The sequence below is a fragment of the Paenibacillus haidiansis genome, from assembly GCF_036553665.1.
GTDB lineage: Bacteria > Bacillota > Bacilli > Paenibacillales > Paenibacillaceae > Fontibacillus > Fontibacillus haidiansis.
Window position 1 is genome coordinate 251,988 of sequence record NZ_JAZHPZ010000004.1, and the last position, 16,371, is coordinate 268,358.

Below are 16,371 nucleotides of genomic sequence, written 5' to 3' on the forward strand. Positions count from 1 at the left end.
TCTTTCAATGCGAAAAAGCCGCCCCAAAAGGAGCAGCTTCGGCTTCGTTTTCATATTCATCCGCAGGGCGATCCGGCGCCTGCAAGTTATTGATCCGCCTTCATCGGGTTGTTGTTGATAAGCTGCGGAAGCATCTTCATCCCCTTAACCATTTCAGAGGAACACAGCGGACATACCGGATTGTAATCGAACGAAAAGTTATCCCTCATCCATCCGTTGCAAACCTCGTTGACGCAGGACCAAATCGGTGTGTTCTCCTCGGGAATTTCTTCAATCGTCTTTTTGCGGTAGTTCATGATTACCTCCTGTCTTAAGATTAACATGCTCCATTTTTGCAAAAAAAAATCACATATTGAAAAAAGTTTCAATGTAATAATGACCCTCTTTTCAATACGTGAATATTCCTTCTTCCAATCATTAACTGTATATATTATACTCTTCCGGAAAATAAAACGCAAACCCGCCCTCGTTTGGCTGGACAGATTTCGGGCTCGGGGCTATAATGGCAATTGTAATCCGCAGTTTATAGTTCAGGGGAGCTGGAATCGGCCGGCTGAGATTGTGTCCCTCAAGATACTGACCCTTTAACCTGATCTGGGTAATGCCAGCGTAGGTAGAATGCTTGACATGGACTTTTTTTATTCGCCATGAACCTACGCGCCCCGATCCGGGGCGCTTTTTTTGTTTCCGGATGCCCTGGGGCGCTCGCAAAAAACTTCAGAATTTTCAGGAGCACCAAGAACGGACAACTGCGGAAATTGTCAGGCGCACCCGCGCCGCATTAAGGAGAGAATTTCTGTGAAAAAGCAAGCCAAACGAGCGCTGACCGCGCTTCTCGCCGTCCTGCTGCTGGCCGCCCTCGCCGCCTGCGGTCAAAACGGCGGCGCCAAGCCGGAAACGGGCGATACTTCGTCTTCCGGCAGCGGGCAATCCGCGCCATTGCGCGATGTGAAAGTTGTGCTCGACTGGAGCCCCAACACGAATCACACCGGCCTTTACGTGGCCAAGGATCAAGGGTTTTACGAGGCGGAGGGCCTCAACGTGGAGATTATGCTGCCGGGTTCCGGCGGTGCCGACGCCATGGTCGCCTCCGGAGAAGTCCCCTTCGGCGTGAGCTATCAGGAAGGCGTGACCCAGGGCCGGACCCAGGGCGTCCCGCTCGTCTCGATCGCGGCCGTCATCCAGCATAACACCTCCGGCTTTGCCGCCCCTGTGGACCGCGGAATTAAGACGCCCAAAGATTATGAAGGCAAAGCTTACGGCGGCTGGGGCTCGCCTGTGGAGGAAGCGATCCTGAAGTCGATTATGGATGGTGCCGGCGCCGATGTCGATAAAGTGAAGTTCGTCAACATGGGCGAGGCCGATTATTTCACGGCGGTGAAGCGGGACATCGACTTCGCCTGGATCTTCTACGCCTGGACGGGCATCGAGGCCGAGCTGCGCGGCGAGCCGCTGGACATGCAATATGTCAAAGATTATTCGGAGAAACTGGACTATTATACGCCGGTGATCGTCACGAACGAGAAAACGGCCGCAAGCGATCCCGAGCTGGTGAAAGCCTTCATGCGGGCAACCTCCAAAGGGTATGAATATGCGATCGACCATCCGGAGGAAGCGGCGGACATCCTGCTTAAGGCGGTCCCCGATCTCGACAAGGACCTCGTCGTGGCCAGCCAGAAATGGCTCAGCCCGAAATACCGCGACGATGCCGCCCGCTGGGGCGAGCAGAAACGCGAAGTATGGCAGAATTACTCCGACTGGATGTACGAGCGGAACTTGATCGAGAAGCCGCTGGATACCGACAGCGCGTTTACGAATGAATTTTTGCCCGAATGATTCGTTAAGTAGATATCTATCGAAAGGATGAATGACGATGCCAAACGCACTTCTTAGCATTCAAATTATACCGAAAACCCCGAACGGCGAGGACGTGATTCCTTATGTCGACCGGGCGATCGAAGTGATCCAGGCTTCCGGGGTCAAATATCAGGTGAACCCGCTGGAAACGACGATGGAAGGCGACCTGGAAGAACTGCTCGCGATCGTCAAGGAAATGAATGAAGCGGTGATGGAATTCGGCAGCACCGGAATCATCTCGCAGATCAAAATCTCCTATAATCCGAAAGGTGTCAGCATGGACAAGCTGACCGAGAAATACCGTCCATGAAGCTGACCCGCCTATGGAACAGCATATGGCCGCCCCTCGTGGCGGTCATCTTGTTTCTGATTATCTGGCAGGCGGCAACCCTGCTGTTCGACATCGACAAATGGATCCTTCCGAGCCCTGCCGATATCGCGAAGGAAGCGGCGGCCGGCGCCGCCGGCCTGTGGGAGCATACGCTGGCTACGCTCCGGCTTATCCTGCTCGGCTTTGCCATCGGCACGGCGGTAGGCCTTGCGGTCGCTTTCTCCCTGCATTATGTGCCGTTTCTGAAATCATCGCTCTATCCTTTGCTCATTCTCAGCCAAAACGTGCCTACGATCGCGCTGGCTCCCCTGCTGATGATCTGGTTCGGGTTCGGCATTCTGCCCAAGATCATCGTCATTACGCTGGTCTGCTTCTTCCCGGTGGCGGTGGCGGCAATGGACGGGCTTGCCCGCACGGACCGCGTCATGTTCGATTACATGCGGATGGCCGGGGCGTCCAAGGGGCAAATCTTCCGCAAGCTGGAGGTGCCGCACGCCTTGCCGTCCATTCTCTCCGGCGTGAAAATCGCCGCCACGTACAGCGTCATGGGCGCGGTTATCGCCGAATGGGTCGGAGCGGATAAAGGGATCGGCTACTATATGATGCTGCAGAAATCGTCCTTCCGTACGGACAAAATTTTCGTCGCGATCGCCATCATCGTCGCGCTCAGCCTGGCGATGTTCGCGCTCATCGCTCTGCTGGAAAAATGGCTCGTCCGCTACGCCCCGCAGGACCGCGACAAGCAGAAAGGAGAAGCATAATCATGCATACGGAATTATCCCCTTCCTCTTTGTCATCCGCTGCCGCTTCTTCAACCGCCGCGCTGGAAGTCCGGGGAATCAGCCTCGCGTTCCACGAGCGCCGGCGCAGCCTTCCCGTGCTGAACGATATTTCGCTGACCGTACCGGCCGGGAAATTCGTATCCATTATCGGCCCGTCCGGCTGCGGAAAGAGCACGCTGTTCCATGTGATCGGAGGGCTGCTACGCCCGGATGCGGGAAGCGTGCTTATGGACGGCCGGGAGGTTACCGGGCAGCGCGGCCTGATCAGTTACGTGCCGCAGAAGCCGGCCCTGTTCCCTTGGCGCAACACGCTGGACAATGTGCTGCTGGCGCGCGAAATCGCGGGCGGCGCGGATGAAGCCGCGCGCGAAGAGGCCCGCCGCTGGCTGACCCGGGCCGGACTCGGCGGGTTCGAGAAATCGTACCCGCACATGCTGTCCGGCGGCATGCAGCAGCGTGCCTCGTTCCTGCGCGGGCTGCTCGCGCCGCAGGAAGTGATTTGCCTCGACGAGCCGTTCAGCGCCCTAGACGAACTGACGCGCGCCGACATGCAGCGCTGGCTGCTCGACATATGGGAAGACAGCCGGCGGTCGGTCATCCTCATTACGCACAGCGTCGATGAAGCGCTCATCCTGTCGGATACGGTTTATTTGCTCTCGGGCCGGCCCGCTTCCCTCCTGCACCGGGTCGATGTGCCGTTTGCCCGCCCCCGGAGGGAAGGCCTTGCCGAAGACGGGGAATTTCTTGCGCTCAAGCGCGAAATCGCCGAAATCATGAGAGAAGAACAGCGCAAAAAGCCAATTCGCTAGGCGGGAATCCGCCTGGCTGATTGGCTTTTGTTTTAAGCGGTTACATCCGGAACCTTACAAAGAATAAATATTCAGCGTCTGGTCGGGCAGCTTGACCAGGGCGTTAACCACATTCAGGTCGAACTGGGTGCCCGAATGCCGGACCAGCTCCAGCTTGGCTTCCCGCTGGCTGATTCTCCGGCGGTAAATTTTGTTCGAGGTCATCGAATCGAACGCATCCACCACCGCGCAGATCCGGGCTCCGAGCGGGATCGCTTCGCCGCTGAGTCCGTCGGGATATCCCCTGCCGTCCCACCGTTCATGATGGTGCCGGATAACCTCTACAATTTCCGGTCCGAATCCCGGATTGCTCTCGGCCATTTCCGCCCCGATCACCGGATGCTGCTTGATCATTTCCCACTGGGCACCGCTTAAAGCATCGCGCTGGGTAATCAACTCGCGGGGAATGGCCGTTTTCCCGATATCGTGCAGGAAACACCCTCTGACCATTTTCCCGGTCTGATTGTCAGGCAAACCCATCGCCTTGGCTAAATGCTCCGCCAGCATGGCGACTCTTGAGGAATGATAATATATTTCCGGATGCTTGTTTAACAGCGCTTTTAGCCATTTTGACGCATCCGGATTCTGGCCTACATTAAGCTGTTCAATGTATATACTCGGTGCAACCATCGGCCCCTGCCTCCTCAAGCCTTGACTTGGGACTTTGCGGCCCTGCCGCGCAGTCCGAATTATATGTATGCAGAATTATGCATACGTAAATTTTGGTATATTTGTCACCCAACTTATTTAACATTATAGGTCAAAAGTATCGGCCTGCATAGAAATAAAGTGACAAATTTTTCAAAAAAATTTTGCAAATCGACAAAATTTCACGCGAGGAGTGAGCTTTACTATGCATCCTATCATCGACGCGCATATTCATCTTGATCTCTATGATGAAAATATCCGTGAGCGGATTATACGGGAAGCCGCCGCCAATAAGCTGGAGGCAATGATCGCCGTGTCCATGCATCTGGAGTCCTCCCGGCAAAACCTGGCGCTCTCCGGGCGTTATCCCGGGCTGGTGATTCCCGCCTTCGGCTACCATCCCGAGCAGCCGGTCCCCTCACCCGCGGAAACGGATGACCTGCTGGCCTGGATGAGGGCACATGCGGACCGTATGGCCGCCGTAGGCGAGATCGGACTTCCTTACTACAACCGGACGGAGGCGGAAAAGCGAGGCGAGGCCTTTGACCTCGGCCCTTATATCGCTTTGCTGGAACAGCTGCTTCTGGTCGCCAAAGAGCTCGACAAACCGGTCGTGCTCCATGCCGTCTATGAGGATGCCGATCTCGCCTGCGATCTGTTGGAGCGCCACGGAATCGCCCGTGCGCATTTCCACTGGTTCAAAGGGGCGCAGCGGACCGTACGGCGGATGGCGGAGCGCGGCTATTTCGTCTCGTTCACGCCCGACCTGTTGTACGAGCCGGAAATCATCGACCTGGCCCGGTATTATCCTGCGGACCTGGTCATGGCGGAGACCGACGGCCCCTGGCCGTTCGAAGGGCCGTTTGCGGGACAGGACACCCAGCCCGGCATGGTCCGGGAAGTGGCCGCGGCCTGGGCGGAGCTGAAGGGCTTGCCGCTGGAGCAAGCCTTTGGCATCCTGCTGGACAATACCCGCCGTTTCTACGGACTGACGAACACCGTTGCTACCTGAGGCGGCGGTCTCGGAGGACAATCTTGGAGACTCTTCTGGGGAGAATCTCTTGGAGGACGATCTTTCCTTCGCACATCGCGAGGCATCGTCGCGAGGCATCATCGCGAGGCATCATCGCGAGGCATATGACTTTTTCGTGAGGCACAATGATGCCACCCCTGTTTTGCTAACGAACCTCAAGAGCGTTATCCGCCCGAAATGGGCGGTATATTCCTGCTAACGAACTGGGAGAAGCTTATTTGCGATAAATTGAGGAATAATCCGTCGTATACAGGCTAATAAGCACGCTCAGATTCGTTAGCTTTTCGTCTTGGTCAATTCCGACAAGATAACGATGCTCAAGTTCGTTAGATATACCAACTTGTCAAAATTTTACATTGGTATTGGCCTTCGGCAATTGACATCTCATTTTCCCCGTGCAATAATTTGATGTACATCTAATTAGTTGAATGGAATCGGGAGGAACGAAGCATGCAGCTCGATCGAATCGTCCAATTTCACAAAACCATCGGCGATGTGACCCGCATCCGCATCATCACCCTACTGAAGAGCGGCCCGCTTCACGGGCAGGCGCTGGCCGGGAAATTGGGCGTTTCGCCGCCCACGATCACCCACCATATGGCCAAGCTGCGCGAAGCCGATCTCGTATACGAGCGCAGGGACAAGAATACGATTTATTTTTACTTGAACGAAAAGAGCTTGGCCTTGCAGGCTGAGGCCATTTTAAGAATCGGGGAAAGCGGCAAATCCGAAGTCGCAACGGAGCTGGAAAATGAGAAAGCGCTGGAAAAGATGGCGGTCATCCGCAATTTTTTCACCAAAGACGGCATGCTCAAGCATCTGCCCGCCCAGCGCAAGAAAAAGGTAATGGTTCTCGAGCATCTTGTGCGTGGGCTTGATCCGCATAAAAAGTACACCGAAAAGGAAATCAACGAATACATCAAAAAATACCATGAGGATTTCGCTACGATCCGCCGGGAATTTATTATGCAGCATTTCATGTACCGGGAAAACGGGATATACGAATTGAACCCGCCGGAAATGTGGGCTAAACCGTAATTGCAATCGTAACATGAGTACAGACCTGCTACTAATGGGCAAGCGGCATGGAGACCGTTGATATAATGGGCTTTCGGCGGCTGACCCTTTTAGGCCCAACTAATTAGATAATTATAAAATTAGATGAACGGCTTATATGGTCCGTCAACAAGGAGAATCGCAACCTATGAATCACAGATCGATGCTTAGGCAAGAAAAAAACTACACCAGGCTGTTTGCGGCGGGCATCGTCAACGGTCTGGGGGACCGCTTCAGCCAGGTTGCCGTGCTCGGTCTGCTGCTGACGCTTACCGGCTCCGGTTTTGCCGTCGGGATCAATTTTGCCGTCCGCCTCATTCCTTTCCTTGTCTTCGGTCCCTTGGGAGGCGCGCTTGCCGACCGGATGTCAAAGAAGCATATCATGATCGCCACAGACCTGGCCCGGGCCGTATTCGCTTTATCTCCCCTGCTTGTCCGCGAGGCCGGCGACGTATGGATCATTTATGCCGGTTCTTTTCTATTGGCCGCCGGCGAAGCGCTGTACGCGCCCGCTCGAATGTCGTCCATCCCCCGGCTTGTCCGCAAGGAAAATTTGCTGCAGATCAACAGCCTGGAAGAAGTCCTGACCGGGATTGTGCTGATCTGCGGATCCGTAACGGGCGGGTTTGTATCGGTATGGCTTGGCGTAGAAGCCAGCTTCATACTCAATGCCTTGTCGTTCCTTGTTACCGCTCTGATTCTGAGCGGGTTGCCGAAAATGGACAGACCGCGGAGAGGCCTAAAACGCTCGGATAGTGATATGGATACGGGTATGGATACGGGGACTCGAATCGAAAACAGGCGGGAATTCCGCGAACTGCTGACGGGTGCTCCTTTTCTCCGGCTGATGCTGGTTATTTTCGCCGTATGGCCGATCGGAGACGGAATCTTTAATATTTTGCTCAGCGTTTATGCGACGGAAGTGTTCATGACGGGCGATTTGGGGATCGGAATCGTGTACGGGGCTTTGGGAGCTGGGATGGTCGCGGGCTCGGGACTTACGGGCAAATTCGCCCGCCATATTAAGATCGCCGCCATCCTTACGCTTCTTGCCGAAGGGATTCTTCATACCATCATCAGTCAGAGCGGATCGTTTATACTGCTTGTGCCGCTGCTGGTTGGAGCGGCCGTTTGCGGAAGCGTCGGCAACGCCTGCAATCAGACAATTCTGATGGCTACGGTACCCGACCGGCTGCGGGGCAGATTTATGGGGATGCTGGCCGCGATGCAAAACACGGTCATGGGGACCGCGATGTTTCTCGGCGGTTTTGCGCTTGAGGCGGTATCGCCGCGGACGCTGGGCCTGGCCGGGGGCCTGCTGCTTTCCGTGCTGGGAGCGGGATTCGCGGCCGTTTACGGCAAATCCCGCCATCGCTATAACGATAGCTCCGCCGACGGCCGCAGGAAATCACTTCAATAGGAATCCGCGCTTTTGCAGAAACTCCCGCATGTGAAGCCGGGCGGGCTGGGCCAGCTTTTCCGCCATCAGCACGGACCAAGCCGTATCCTTCGCCCCGCCGGTCCGCTTCCGCAAATACTCGACCATGACCTCGTCGTATTTCTCGACGCCTTGTTCCGAGCGCTCGCGGTCATACCTGTTCCAATGCAGCACCGATTCCTGCGGCAGCCGCGGGCGCAGGCCTGGCTCCTGATCCGGATAGCCGAGGCACATGCCGAATACCGGATACGCGAGCTCCGGTAGTCCGAGCAGGTCGGCGACTTCCCCGCTGCGATTACGGATTCCGCCGATGTAGACGATACCGAGCCCGAGCGATTCGGCGGCGACCGCCGCATTCTGTGCCGCCAGCGCCGCGTCGACCGTCGCGATGATAAAGCTTTCGGTCGACTCCTCGAAGGTCTCACGGTCCGGCAAATGCCGTTCCGCCGCTGATTTCAGCCGCGTCAGATCGCCGCACCAGACCAGAAACACCGGGCATTCCGAGATATAGGCCTGGTTGCCGCACAGCTCCGCCAGCTTGTCCTTCCGGGCTTGCTCCGTTACGGCGATTACGCTGTAGGCCTGTACATTGCTTGAGCTGGAGGCCGCCTGAGCGGCCGCGACGATCTCTTCCACCTGCTCCCGGGAAACCGGGCGGCTGCTGTATTTGCGAATAGAGCGATGATTCTTAAGCTGATTGATAACATCGTTCATGACACTCACTCCAGACTTATAAATTTCTATTCCCATTATGAAACTTTCATTTTCTCGACGCAAGGCTGCCTCCCCTTCAGGGTATCTACCCTCAAGCGATCCCGTTCAGCAGCAAATAGACGGCCATCCCCCAGACGATCAGCGCCGAGACCCGGTTCAGCGCCTTCATCAGCGCCCCGCCGCGGTTCATCTTCCCGACGGTCCGTCCGGCCAACGACAAGCCGGCGAACCAGAGCCAGGACACCAATATCGCCGCCAAGGCGAAGGACGTTTTCAGGCTTCCCTCGTAATTCAGCGAGCTGGCACCGATCACCCCGACAATATCGATAATGGCTTGAGGATTGAGCAAGGATACCGACATCGCGAACATTGCCTGCCTTTTGGCGGGAAGTCCCGCCGGGCCGGCATTCGCTTCGGCGGGCGCGCTTCTCCAAATGGTCCAGCCCATATATATCATGAAGCAAGCCCCCGCGATAAAAAGCAACGTCCTCAGCCACTCCAGCTTAAACATGATTACCGATACGCCCAGCACCGCAAGAATGATCAGCAGCGTATCGCATAGCGCCGCGGTAATCACGGCCGGCAGCGACCGGGTCCATTTCCCCCCGGCGGCGCCTTGGTTGAAGACAAACACATTTTGTACCCCGAGCGGCAAAATCAGCCCGAAAGCAAGCACGAATCCATGTATAAAGGCACCCAGCATTTTGTATTATTCTCCCCTCTCTCTATTTACGACATTGTACCTCCGCCGGGCCGACTTGGCTCCATCCATTTGGATGGATATAAAACCAACCAAATTATATAATTAAAGAAGAACCTGTAAAGCATATAGACCGAATGATTAAGTTTGGCTTAACGAACAAGGAGGGACAAGGAGGAGTCCATCATGGAAAAGCCGACCTGGCAGCCGAACCGCCGTTCCGGCGTTCCTCTGCATGCCCAGATTACGGAGTATATCCGGGACAAAATCTTCGGCGGCGAATGGCCGGTCGGCACCCGCCTGCCTTCCCAACGCGAGCTGGCGAGGAGCTTCGGCGTCAACCGCAGCACGGTCGTCGCGGCGATGGACGAGCTGACGGCCGCCGGGATGATCGAAGGCGACCGCGGCGGCGGCACCCGCGTCGTGAACCTCACATGGGGCGCGCTTGCCGCCGCCCCGCCGCCCGACTGGAGCGCCTACGTGAACGCGGGGATTCACCGGCCCAACCTGCCGGCGGTGCAGGAGATCAACCGGTCGGAATTCGCCCCCGGTATCCTTCGGCTCGGCACGGGCGAGCTGTCGCCGGAGCTGCTGCCGCACTCCGGCATGAGCCGGCTGCTCGCCCGGATGGCGGTGAGCATGCCCGAGCTCGGCTACGGCGAACCGAACGGCGACCTCGCGCTCCGCGAAGCCGTTGCCGACCGGCTGCGCCGGATCGGGATCGCGGCCTCGCCCGCCTCGATCCTGATCGTCTCCGGCGCCCTGCAGGCACTGCAGCTGATCTCGGTCGGCCTGCTGCCGCGCGGATCGTCCATTCTGCTGGAGCGCCCTTCCTATCTTTATTCCGTGCCGGTGTTCCAATCGGCCGAAATGAAGCTGCAGGGCGTGCCCATGGACGAGGAAGGTCTCAGGTCCGAGCTGGTCGTCCCGTATGCCAAGCAATACGGGGGCGCGCTGCTGTACACCATCCCGACCTTCCATAATCCGACCGGCACCGTCATGAGCGAGGAGCGCCGGGCACGGCTGCTGGAGGCTTGCCGGAACGCCGGGCTGCCGATCCTGGAAGACGACGTGTACCGCGATTTATGGCTGGACGAGCCGCCCCCTGCGCCGCTGAAAGCCCGGGACGCAAGCGGCAGCGTGCTGTACGTCGGCAGTCTGTCGAAGACGCTGAGCCCGGGACTGCGCATCGGCTGGGTTACCGGCCCGCAGCCGGTTATCGAGCGCTTGGCCGACATCAAGATGCAAAGCGATTACGGCTCAAGCGCCTTTTCGCAATGGATCGCCGCCGAATGGCTGGGGAGCGGAATGTACGACGAGCATATGAACGAGCTGCGGGACGCGCTCCGCATACGGAGGCAGGCGGCGCTGAAGGCGCTGGACAAGCATTTTCGCGGCCTGGCGGAATGGAGCGTTCCCGGGGGAGGCTTCTATATCTGGCTCAAGCTAAAGCAAGCGGCCGCGCCAAGAAGGCTGTTCGATGCCGCGTTAAAGCAAGGGATCCTGATCAATCCCGGGCATTTGTACGACCGGGAGGCCGGCGACCGGATCAGGCTTTCCTATTCCTATGCCCCTCTGGCCGAGCTGGAGCCGGGGATCGCGCGCCTGGCCGAGATCGTCGCCTCGTTGTAGCGTTTATGGATCAAGGATTTTTCGCCGGCTTAGATTAACTTGGCAACCAATTCCTTTTTGACAACGTCTATGTTACAAAAAGGGGGATTCGATTCACATGAAAACCGTTAAATTGGCCGCTTGTTTATTATCCCTGTTCCTGCTGCTGACCGCTTGCGGACAAGATAAAGATCCCGGAGCGGCGGCCCCGCCCGAACCCGGTCAAACCACGGGAACGACCGGCCCCGGACAGACCGGAAGCGAGGATATGGACGGAAGCGCCGGGCAACTGTACAGCCTCGTGTTTCAAACTTTGTTTAACATGGATGAAGCTCTGAACGACGGCATGAAATATATCGCGATCGACCTCAGCCCGCTGACTCAGCTGACGGACGAGGATAAGGCGTATATTTTGGATTCGCTCGGTTCCCACGGGGTCGAAGTCAGGGATACCACATTTGACCGGCTCAAAGAGGAAGAAGAGCATTTTAAGGAAATCCTGGTGCTCGAGGGAGTGATGCTGCGGATCGAGAAAGCCGACATCGGCCGGGATAGCGCGGTGATCGAGGGCTCGAAGTACCGTTCCGGTACCGGAGCGGTCGGAGCCAAAATCACCCTGAAGCTAAAGGATAAGGCTTGGAGCGTCACCGATTCCGGGATGACCTGGATCAGCTAATAGCAAAAACCAAAAATAATAAGTTCTTTAAGACTGTCCCGATCGCCGATTGACATGGGTTATGGCACGAGACAGTCTATTTTTTTAGTTAGTGATTTACAATTTATTGCAAAAGTGATATCATGAAAATATCAAATTAATATTTACTAACCGAAGGAGTGTCCGATGATGATGAAAGAGAAGGAACTGTCCTATCTGAACGGGTTTATCGCCCTGCTGTTTATTGTGGCAATCGGGGGCGCCGGGGTATACCTGATTACGCGCGGTGACACCGTTCCGCTTGTATCCGGTATCGTCGCCGTTCTTGTTGCTCTCGCGCTGCTTACCGGTTTGACGATCGTGCAGCCGAACCAAGCGAATGTCGTGACTTTTTTCGGCCGCTATCTCGGCGTCATTCGTAAAAGCGGCTTTTACCTGACCGTACCGTTTTCCAGCCATAAAAAAGTGTCGCTGCGCGTCCGCAACTTCAACAGCGCGAAGCTGAAAGTGAATGACGTGAACGGCAATCCGATCGAGATCGCGGCCGTCATCGTGTTCTCCGTGGTCGATTCGGCCAAAGCGCTGTTCGAGGTCGACGAGTACGAAACCTTCGTGGAGATTCAAAGCGAAACCGCGCTGCGCCATGTGGCCAGCAAATATCCTTATGATCAGCCGGACACCGACGGTTTCTCGCTCCGCGCCAATACCGAAGAAATCGCTCTGGAGCTCACGGACGAATTGCAAAACCGTCTGGCCATCGCCGGGGTTAAAGTGATCGAATCACGGCTCACCCATCTCGCCTATTCGACGGAAATCGCCAGCGCCATGCTGCAGCGCCAGCAGGCCGAAGCAATCATCGCCGCCCGCGAGAAGATTGTCGACGGCGCCGTCACGATGGTGCAAATGGCGATCGCCCGCCTGCAAAACGACAATGTGGTCGAACTTGACGATGAACGCAAAGCCGCCATGATCAACAATCTGCTCGTTGCCGTCGTAGCCGACCGTTCCGCCCAGCCGGTCATCAATACGAGCACGTTGTATTAATAAGGGAGCCATTCACGATGGCCGGCAAGAAGAGCTTTCCCCTACGCCTGGACCCGCTGATCTACGAAGCTTTGGAGCGCTGGGCGGCTGACGAATTCCGAAGCGTGAATGGTCATATCGAATATCTGCTGCGGGAGGCTTTGCGGAGAGAAGGGCGTCTTCCCGGGCCGCGGGGAGCCGTCCGCAAGGAGGAGAAGAGCGATGCAGACGACTAAGAAGACGCGCAAACCATGGTGGGTAGCGAAATCGACGGCGCTGCTGCAGGAATATGCGCAAGCCTATGGGGGAATCTATGTTCCCGCTTCGTTCAAAGGCTGGGTTTATAAGGGCCAGTATGTCCGGATCGCACTGAAACAAGGATGGGGCGACATCTTCGTCACCGTAAAAGACAGCGGAGATTCGTCCCACCGGCTCACGATCGGCATGAAATATGTTTATTCTCCCCGTCGTAGGCTGGAGTTCCATCTGCGCCGGACGAAATATCCGCTGGTTCTGCCGTTTCGCCGGAACCTGCGCCCCGTGACGATGCCCAATTCGGCCATGAATAAAGCGTACCATGCCAAGGCGTCCCATCCTAGCCTGCTTCGCTCCATTCTGAAACAGGAAGGGCTGCACGAGTCGTTGGAGGCCCATCCCGCCGTGCAGATCAGGCATGCGGCCAAAGGGCATAACGCGGTGCTGAGCCTGTCCGAAACGAGCAAAACGCCGGATGCGAAGCTGCTCCATCAGGGCGTCGAGCTCATGAAGCAATTCATCACCGCACTGCACGAGCAGGGATTTATCCGCGAAAAAATCAGATAATTAAGATCCGTTGCTGAAACACAAAAAAGAACCACAAAAATAGCGCCCCAAAAGGGCGCTATTTTCACGAAATCGCATCATTTTAGTTGAATAGCGGTCAAAAAGACCGCTATTGTCTCTCAATCCCGCCAAAACCCGGCGTTTTGCCGTTTTTCTACGAAAATAACGCCCCGGAAGGCCGCTATTTCCGCGAAAAACATTTCTCAGCAGGAAATAGAGGCCCAAAGGGGCGCTATTTCGTTGATAGGCTTGTAGCCGAAGTCTGTGCTATAGCTTGACTCGCTGCAGCCGGAGTGCGTTGAGCACAACGGATACCGAGCTGAGCGCCATCGCCGCTCCGGCGAGCCAAGGGGCTAGGAAGCCCAGCGCCGCAATCGGGATGCCGATCGTGTTGTAGGCCAGCGCCCAGAACAGGTTCTGCTTGATGTTGCCCATCGTGCGCTTGCTCATCTGAATGGCGTCCGCCACCCCGCTCAGATCGCCGCGCATCAGCGTAACGTCCGCAGCCTCCATCGCCACGTCCGTGCCGGTGCCGATCGCGATCCCGACGTCAGCGACCGCCAGCGCCGGGGCGTCGTTGATCCCGTCGCCGACCATAGCGACTTTGCGTCCGCTCTCCTGGAGCTTCTTCACCTCGGCCGCTTTGCCTTCCGGCAGCACTTCCGCCAGCACTTCGCCGATGCCGACTTCCGCGGCGATCGCCTTGGCCGTCCGCTCATTGTCGCCGGTAATCATGACGACCTTGAGGCCGAGCTCCTTGAGCCGGGCAACCGCCGCCTTCGACGTGTCCTTCACCGTGTCGCTGACGGCGAGCATGCCGGCGTAAGCGCCGTCCACGGCGATCAGCAGCACGGTCTTGCCCGCTTCCTCCATCGCCGTCATCGCGGACAGCGCGGCGGTCGCGTCGACGCCCTCCCGCGCCATCAGACGGCGCGTTCCGGCCAGCACGCGGCGGCCGTCGACCACGGCGGCGATACCGTGGCCCGGCACCGCCTCGAAGGCGGAAGCTTCCGGCAGGTCGAGGCCCCGTTCCCGGGCCCCGGCCACCACCGCTTCCGCCAGCGGATGCTCCGAGCTGCGCTCGGCGCCGCCGGCGAGGCGCAGCAGCTCCTCCCCGTTCCAGCCTGCGGCCGGAACGATTTCGTTCAGCTCAGGCTGCCCGCGGGTGATCGTGCCGGTCTTGTCGAGCACGATCGTATCCAGCGCCTGGGCGCTCTCCAGATGCTCACCGCCCTTGAACAGGATGCCGTATTCGGCCGCCCGGCCGGAACCGGCCATGATCGAGGTCGGCGTCGCCAGCCCAAGCGCGCAAGGGCAAGCGATCACGAGCACGGCGATCGCTTTCTCCAGCGCGGCCGGGAAGTCCCCCGGCTGGGCGAGGAAGAACCAGATCAGGAACGTCACCAACGCGATACCGACGACGATCGGCACAAAGATGCCGGAGATGACGTCCGCCACCCGCTGAATCGGCGCCTTCGAGCCCTGCGCCTCTTCGACGACGCGGATAATTTGGGCCAAGGCCGTTTCCGAGCCGACCTTGGTCGCCCGGATGCGGAGCGCGCCGTTCTTGTTGACCGTCGCGCCGATCACCGCGTCGCCTTCCTTCTTCTCGACCGGGATGCTCTCCCCGGTCAGCATCGACTCGTCGACGGCGGATACGCCGAAGACCACTTCGCCGTCGACTGGAATCTTCTCGCCGGGCTTCACGATCAGGAGATCGCCCGGCACCACATGCTCAATCGGCACGACGGTCTCTACCCCGTCTTTTAGGACGAGCGCCGTTTTGGCCTGAAGCCCCATCAGCGTTTTGATCGCCTGAGAGGAACGGCCTTTGGCCAATGCTTCAAACCATTTGCCGAGCAGAATCAGCGTGATCAGGATCGAACTCGTTTCATAATACAGCTGGGGGGTATGCCCATGGGGCATTCCCAGCGAATTCAGACTGAGATACAGGCTGTAAAAATACGCCGCCGAGGTGCCGAGCGCCACCAATACGTCCATATTGGCGCTGCCGTTGCGCAGCGCTTTGTAAGCTCCCACATAGAAGCCGCGCCCGATGACGAATTGCACCGGTGTCGCCAGCACCAGCTGGAACCACGGGTTCATGAACAGCTCCGGCGTCCAGATCCACGAGGTGAAGGAGAAATGTCCGGCCATCGCCCACAAGAGCGGGAAAGAAAGAATCGCCGAGACGATCAGCTTGGTTCTTTGCCGCCGGATTTCTTTGGCCTTCATGTCCTCGGCTTCCTCTTCGGAGCGCTTCAACGCCGCGCCGTACCCCAGTTGGCTCACTTTGCCGATAATATCGTCCAGCGAAACCTCCTCCGGTTCAAATGTAACTTGGGCCGTTTCCAGCGCCAGATTGACGTTGGCCTGCTCCACCCCTTGCAGCCGGTTTAAGCCCTTTTCAATCCGCGCGGCGCAGGCCGCACAAGTCATGCCGGTGATTTGAAGCGTCGCCGACGACTGATCGTTTGAGGCGGATAATGCTTTTTCCATCGCATTTCTTCTCTCCTTCCTTCACGGCAGCCCGCCCGAAATACCCTGCCGGGGTATATTTCGGACGACAGAAAATAATCTGTCACACGGGTAACCGCGTCGTTCAAGTGTTACTTCGGCTTCCTTAAACTACATCGTATCCTTGTTCTTCGATCGCTTCCTTAATAGCCTCCACGGTCAACTTGCTTTCGTCGTAGGAAACGGCCACGCTCTTGGACGCCAGATCCACTTTGGCGGAAGCTCCGATTTCTTTTACCGCACCTTCAACCGCTTTGACGCAATGATTGCACGACATGCCTTCCACTTGCAATGTAATGTTAGTCATAAAATAAATCCTCCCGAAAAGTTATTTTT

18 protein-coding genes and 1 riboswitch are annotated in these 16,371 nt (G+C 57.2%); of the genes, 12 read left to right on the plus strand and 6 right to left on the minus strand.

The genetic code is table 11. The features are described 5' to 3' along the window. Positions 1–86: 86 nt before the first annotated feature. Positions 87–296: a cold-shock protein gene (locus V3851_RS10780; protein WP_331846535.1), complete on the minus strand. Its 210-nt coding sequence runs from the start codon at positions 294–296 to the stop codon at positions 87–89. Between the two features lie 226 nt (positions 297–522). Then, positions 523–633: riboswitch (TPP riboswitch) on the plus strand. 165 nt (positions 634–798) lie between these two features. Here V3851_RS10780 and V3851_RS10785 point away from each other — a divergent pair. From V3851_RS10785 to V3851_RS10800, 4 genes are read left to right on the plus strand one after another with little or no spacing between them, the layout of a single operon-like run. Beyond that, positions 799–1,836 (plus strand): ABC transporter substrate-binding protein, encoded by a 1,038-nt coding sequence (locus V3851_RS10785; RefSeq protein WP_331846536.1) that lies wholly within the window; start codon positions 799–801, stop codon positions 1,834–1,836. Positions 1,837–1,873: 37 nt separating this feature from the next. Beyond that, positions 1,874–2,167 carry an MTH1187 family thiamine-binding protein gene (locus V3851_RS10790; protein ID WP_331846537.1) on the plus strand — a complete coding sequence of 98 codons (294 nt, stop codon included), beginning with the start codon at positions 1,874–1,876 and terminating at the stop codon, positions 2,165–2,167. Next, entirely contained in the window at positions 2,164–2,949 is a 786-nt protein-coding gene (locus V3851_RS10795) for an ABC transporter permease (RefSeq protein WP_331846538.1), read from the plus strand. The genes V3851_RS10790 and V3851_RS10795 overlap by 4 nt, the downstream gene beginning before the upstream one ends. Positions 2,950–2,951: 2 nt before the next feature. After that, positions 2,952–3,779, plus strand: coding sequence for an ABC transporter ATP-binding protein (locus tag V3851_RS10800; protein ID WP_331846539.1), 828 nt, complete (start codon positions 2,952–2,954; stop codon positions 3,777–3,779). Positions 3,780–3,833: 54 nt separating this feature from the next. Here V3851_RS10800 and V3851_RS10805 read toward each other — a convergent pair whose 3' ends face one another. Further along, positions 3,834–4,448 (minus strand): HD-GYP domain-containing protein, encoded by a 615-nt coding sequence (locus V3851_RS10805; protein ID WP_331846540.1) that lies wholly within the window; start codon positions 4,446–4,448, stop codon positions 3,834–3,836. A gap of 223 nt (positions 4,449–4,671) precedes the next feature. On the opposite strand from V3851_RS10805, the gene V3851_RS10810 reads away from it, so the two are divergent. From V3851_RS10810 to V3851_RS10820, 3 genes are all read left to right on the plus strand, one after another. Then, the gene (locus tag V3851_RS10810) at positions 4,672–5,478 is read left to right on the plus strand and encodes a TatD family hydrolase (protein ID WP_331846541.1); all 807 of its coding nucleotides are present in this window, start codon (positions 4,672–4,674) and stop codon (positions 5,476–5,478) included. 471 nt (positions 5,479–5,949) lie between these two features. Continuing rightward, positions 5,950–6,537 (plus strand): DUF2087 domain-containing protein, encoded by a 588-nt coding sequence (locus V3851_RS10815; RefSeq protein WP_331846542.1) that lies wholly within the window; start codon positions 5,950–5,952, stop codon positions 6,535–6,537. Between the two features lie 166 nt (positions 6,538–6,703). Beyond that, entirely contained in the window at positions 6,704–7,975 is a 1,272-nt protein-coding gene (locus V3851_RS10820) for an MFS transporter (protein WP_331846543.1), read from the plus strand. Here V3851_RS10820 and nfsA read toward each other — a convergent pair. Both nfsA and V3851_RS10830 read right to left on the minus strand, forming a co-directional pair. Then, positions 7,964–8,707 (minus strand): oxygen-insensitive NADPH nitroreductase, encoded by a 744-nt coding sequence (gene nfsA, locus V3851_RS10825; RefSeq protein WP_331846544.1) that lies wholly within the window; start codon positions 8,705–8,707, stop codon positions 7,964–7,966. The genes V3851_RS10820 and nfsA overlap by 12 nt on opposite strands. 91 nt (positions 8,708–8,798) lie before the next feature. Next, the gene (locus V3851_RS10830; RefSeq protein WP_331846545.1) at positions 8,799–9,410 is read right to left on the minus strand and encodes a LysE/ArgO family amino acid transporter; all 612 of its coding nucleotides are present in this window, start codon (positions 9,408–9,410) and stop codon (positions 8,799–8,801) included. A gap of 183 nt (positions 9,411–9,593) precedes the next feature. On the opposite strand from V3851_RS10830, the gene V3851_RS10835 reads away from it, so the two are divergent. The 5 genes from V3851_RS10835 to V3851_RS10855 all read left to right on the plus strand — a co-directional run bounded on the left by V3851_RS10835 (position 9,594) and on the right by V3851_RS10855 (position 13,518). Beyond that, positions 9,594–11,039 (plus strand): aminotransferase-like domain-containing protein, encoded by a 1,446-nt coding sequence (locus V3851_RS10835; protein WP_331846546.1) that lies wholly within the window; start codon positions 9,594–9,596, stop codon positions 11,037–11,039. Between the two features lie 97 nt (positions 11,040–11,136). After that, positions 11,137–11,694, plus strand: a complete 558-nt coding sequence (locus tag V3851_RS10840) for a peptide ABC transporter substrate-binding protein (protein ID WP_331846547.1) — start codon at positions 11,137–11,139, stop codon at positions 11,692–11,694. A gap of 171 nt (positions 11,695–11,865) precedes the next feature. Further along, the gene (locus tag V3851_RS10845; protein ID WP_331846706.1) at positions 11,866–12,717 is read left to right on the plus strand and encodes an SPFH domain-containing protein; all 852 of its coding nucleotides are present in this window, start codon (positions 11,866–11,868) and stop codon (positions 12,715–12,717) included. A 17-nt stretch (positions 12,718–12,734) separates the two neighbouring features. Continuing rightward, positions 12,735–12,932, plus strand: a complete 198-nt coding sequence (locus V3851_RS10850; RefSeq protein WP_331846548.1) for a type II toxin-antitoxin system antitoxin — start codon at positions 12,735–12,737, stop codon at positions 12,930–12,932. Continuing rightward, positions 12,919–13,518 carry a hypothetical protein gene (locus V3851_RS10855; protein ID WP_331846549.1) on the plus strand — a complete coding sequence of 200 codons (600 nt, stop codon included), beginning with the start codon at positions 12,919–12,921 and terminating at the stop codon, positions 13,516–13,518. The genes V3851_RS10850 and V3851_RS10855 overlap by 14 nt, the downstream gene beginning before the upstream one ends. A gap of 267 nt (positions 13,519–13,785) precedes the next feature. On the opposite strand, the gene V3851_RS10860 is transcribed toward V3851_RS10855, so the two are convergent. Continuing rightward, positions 13,786–16,017: a heavy metal translocating P-type ATPase gene (locus V3851_RS10860; RefSeq protein ID WP_331846550.1), complete on the minus strand. Its 2,232-nt coding sequence runs from the start codon at positions 16,015–16,017 to the stop codon at positions 13,786–13,788. Positions 16,018–16,141: 124 nt separating this feature from the next. Continuing rightward, positions 16,142–16,342 (minus strand): copper chaperone CopZ, encoded by a 201-nt coding sequence (copZ, locus tag V3851_RS10865; protein ID WP_331846551.1) that lies wholly within the window; start codon positions 16,340–16,342, stop codon positions 16,142–16,144. Between the last annotated feature and the right edge of the window lie 29 nt (positions 16,343–16,371).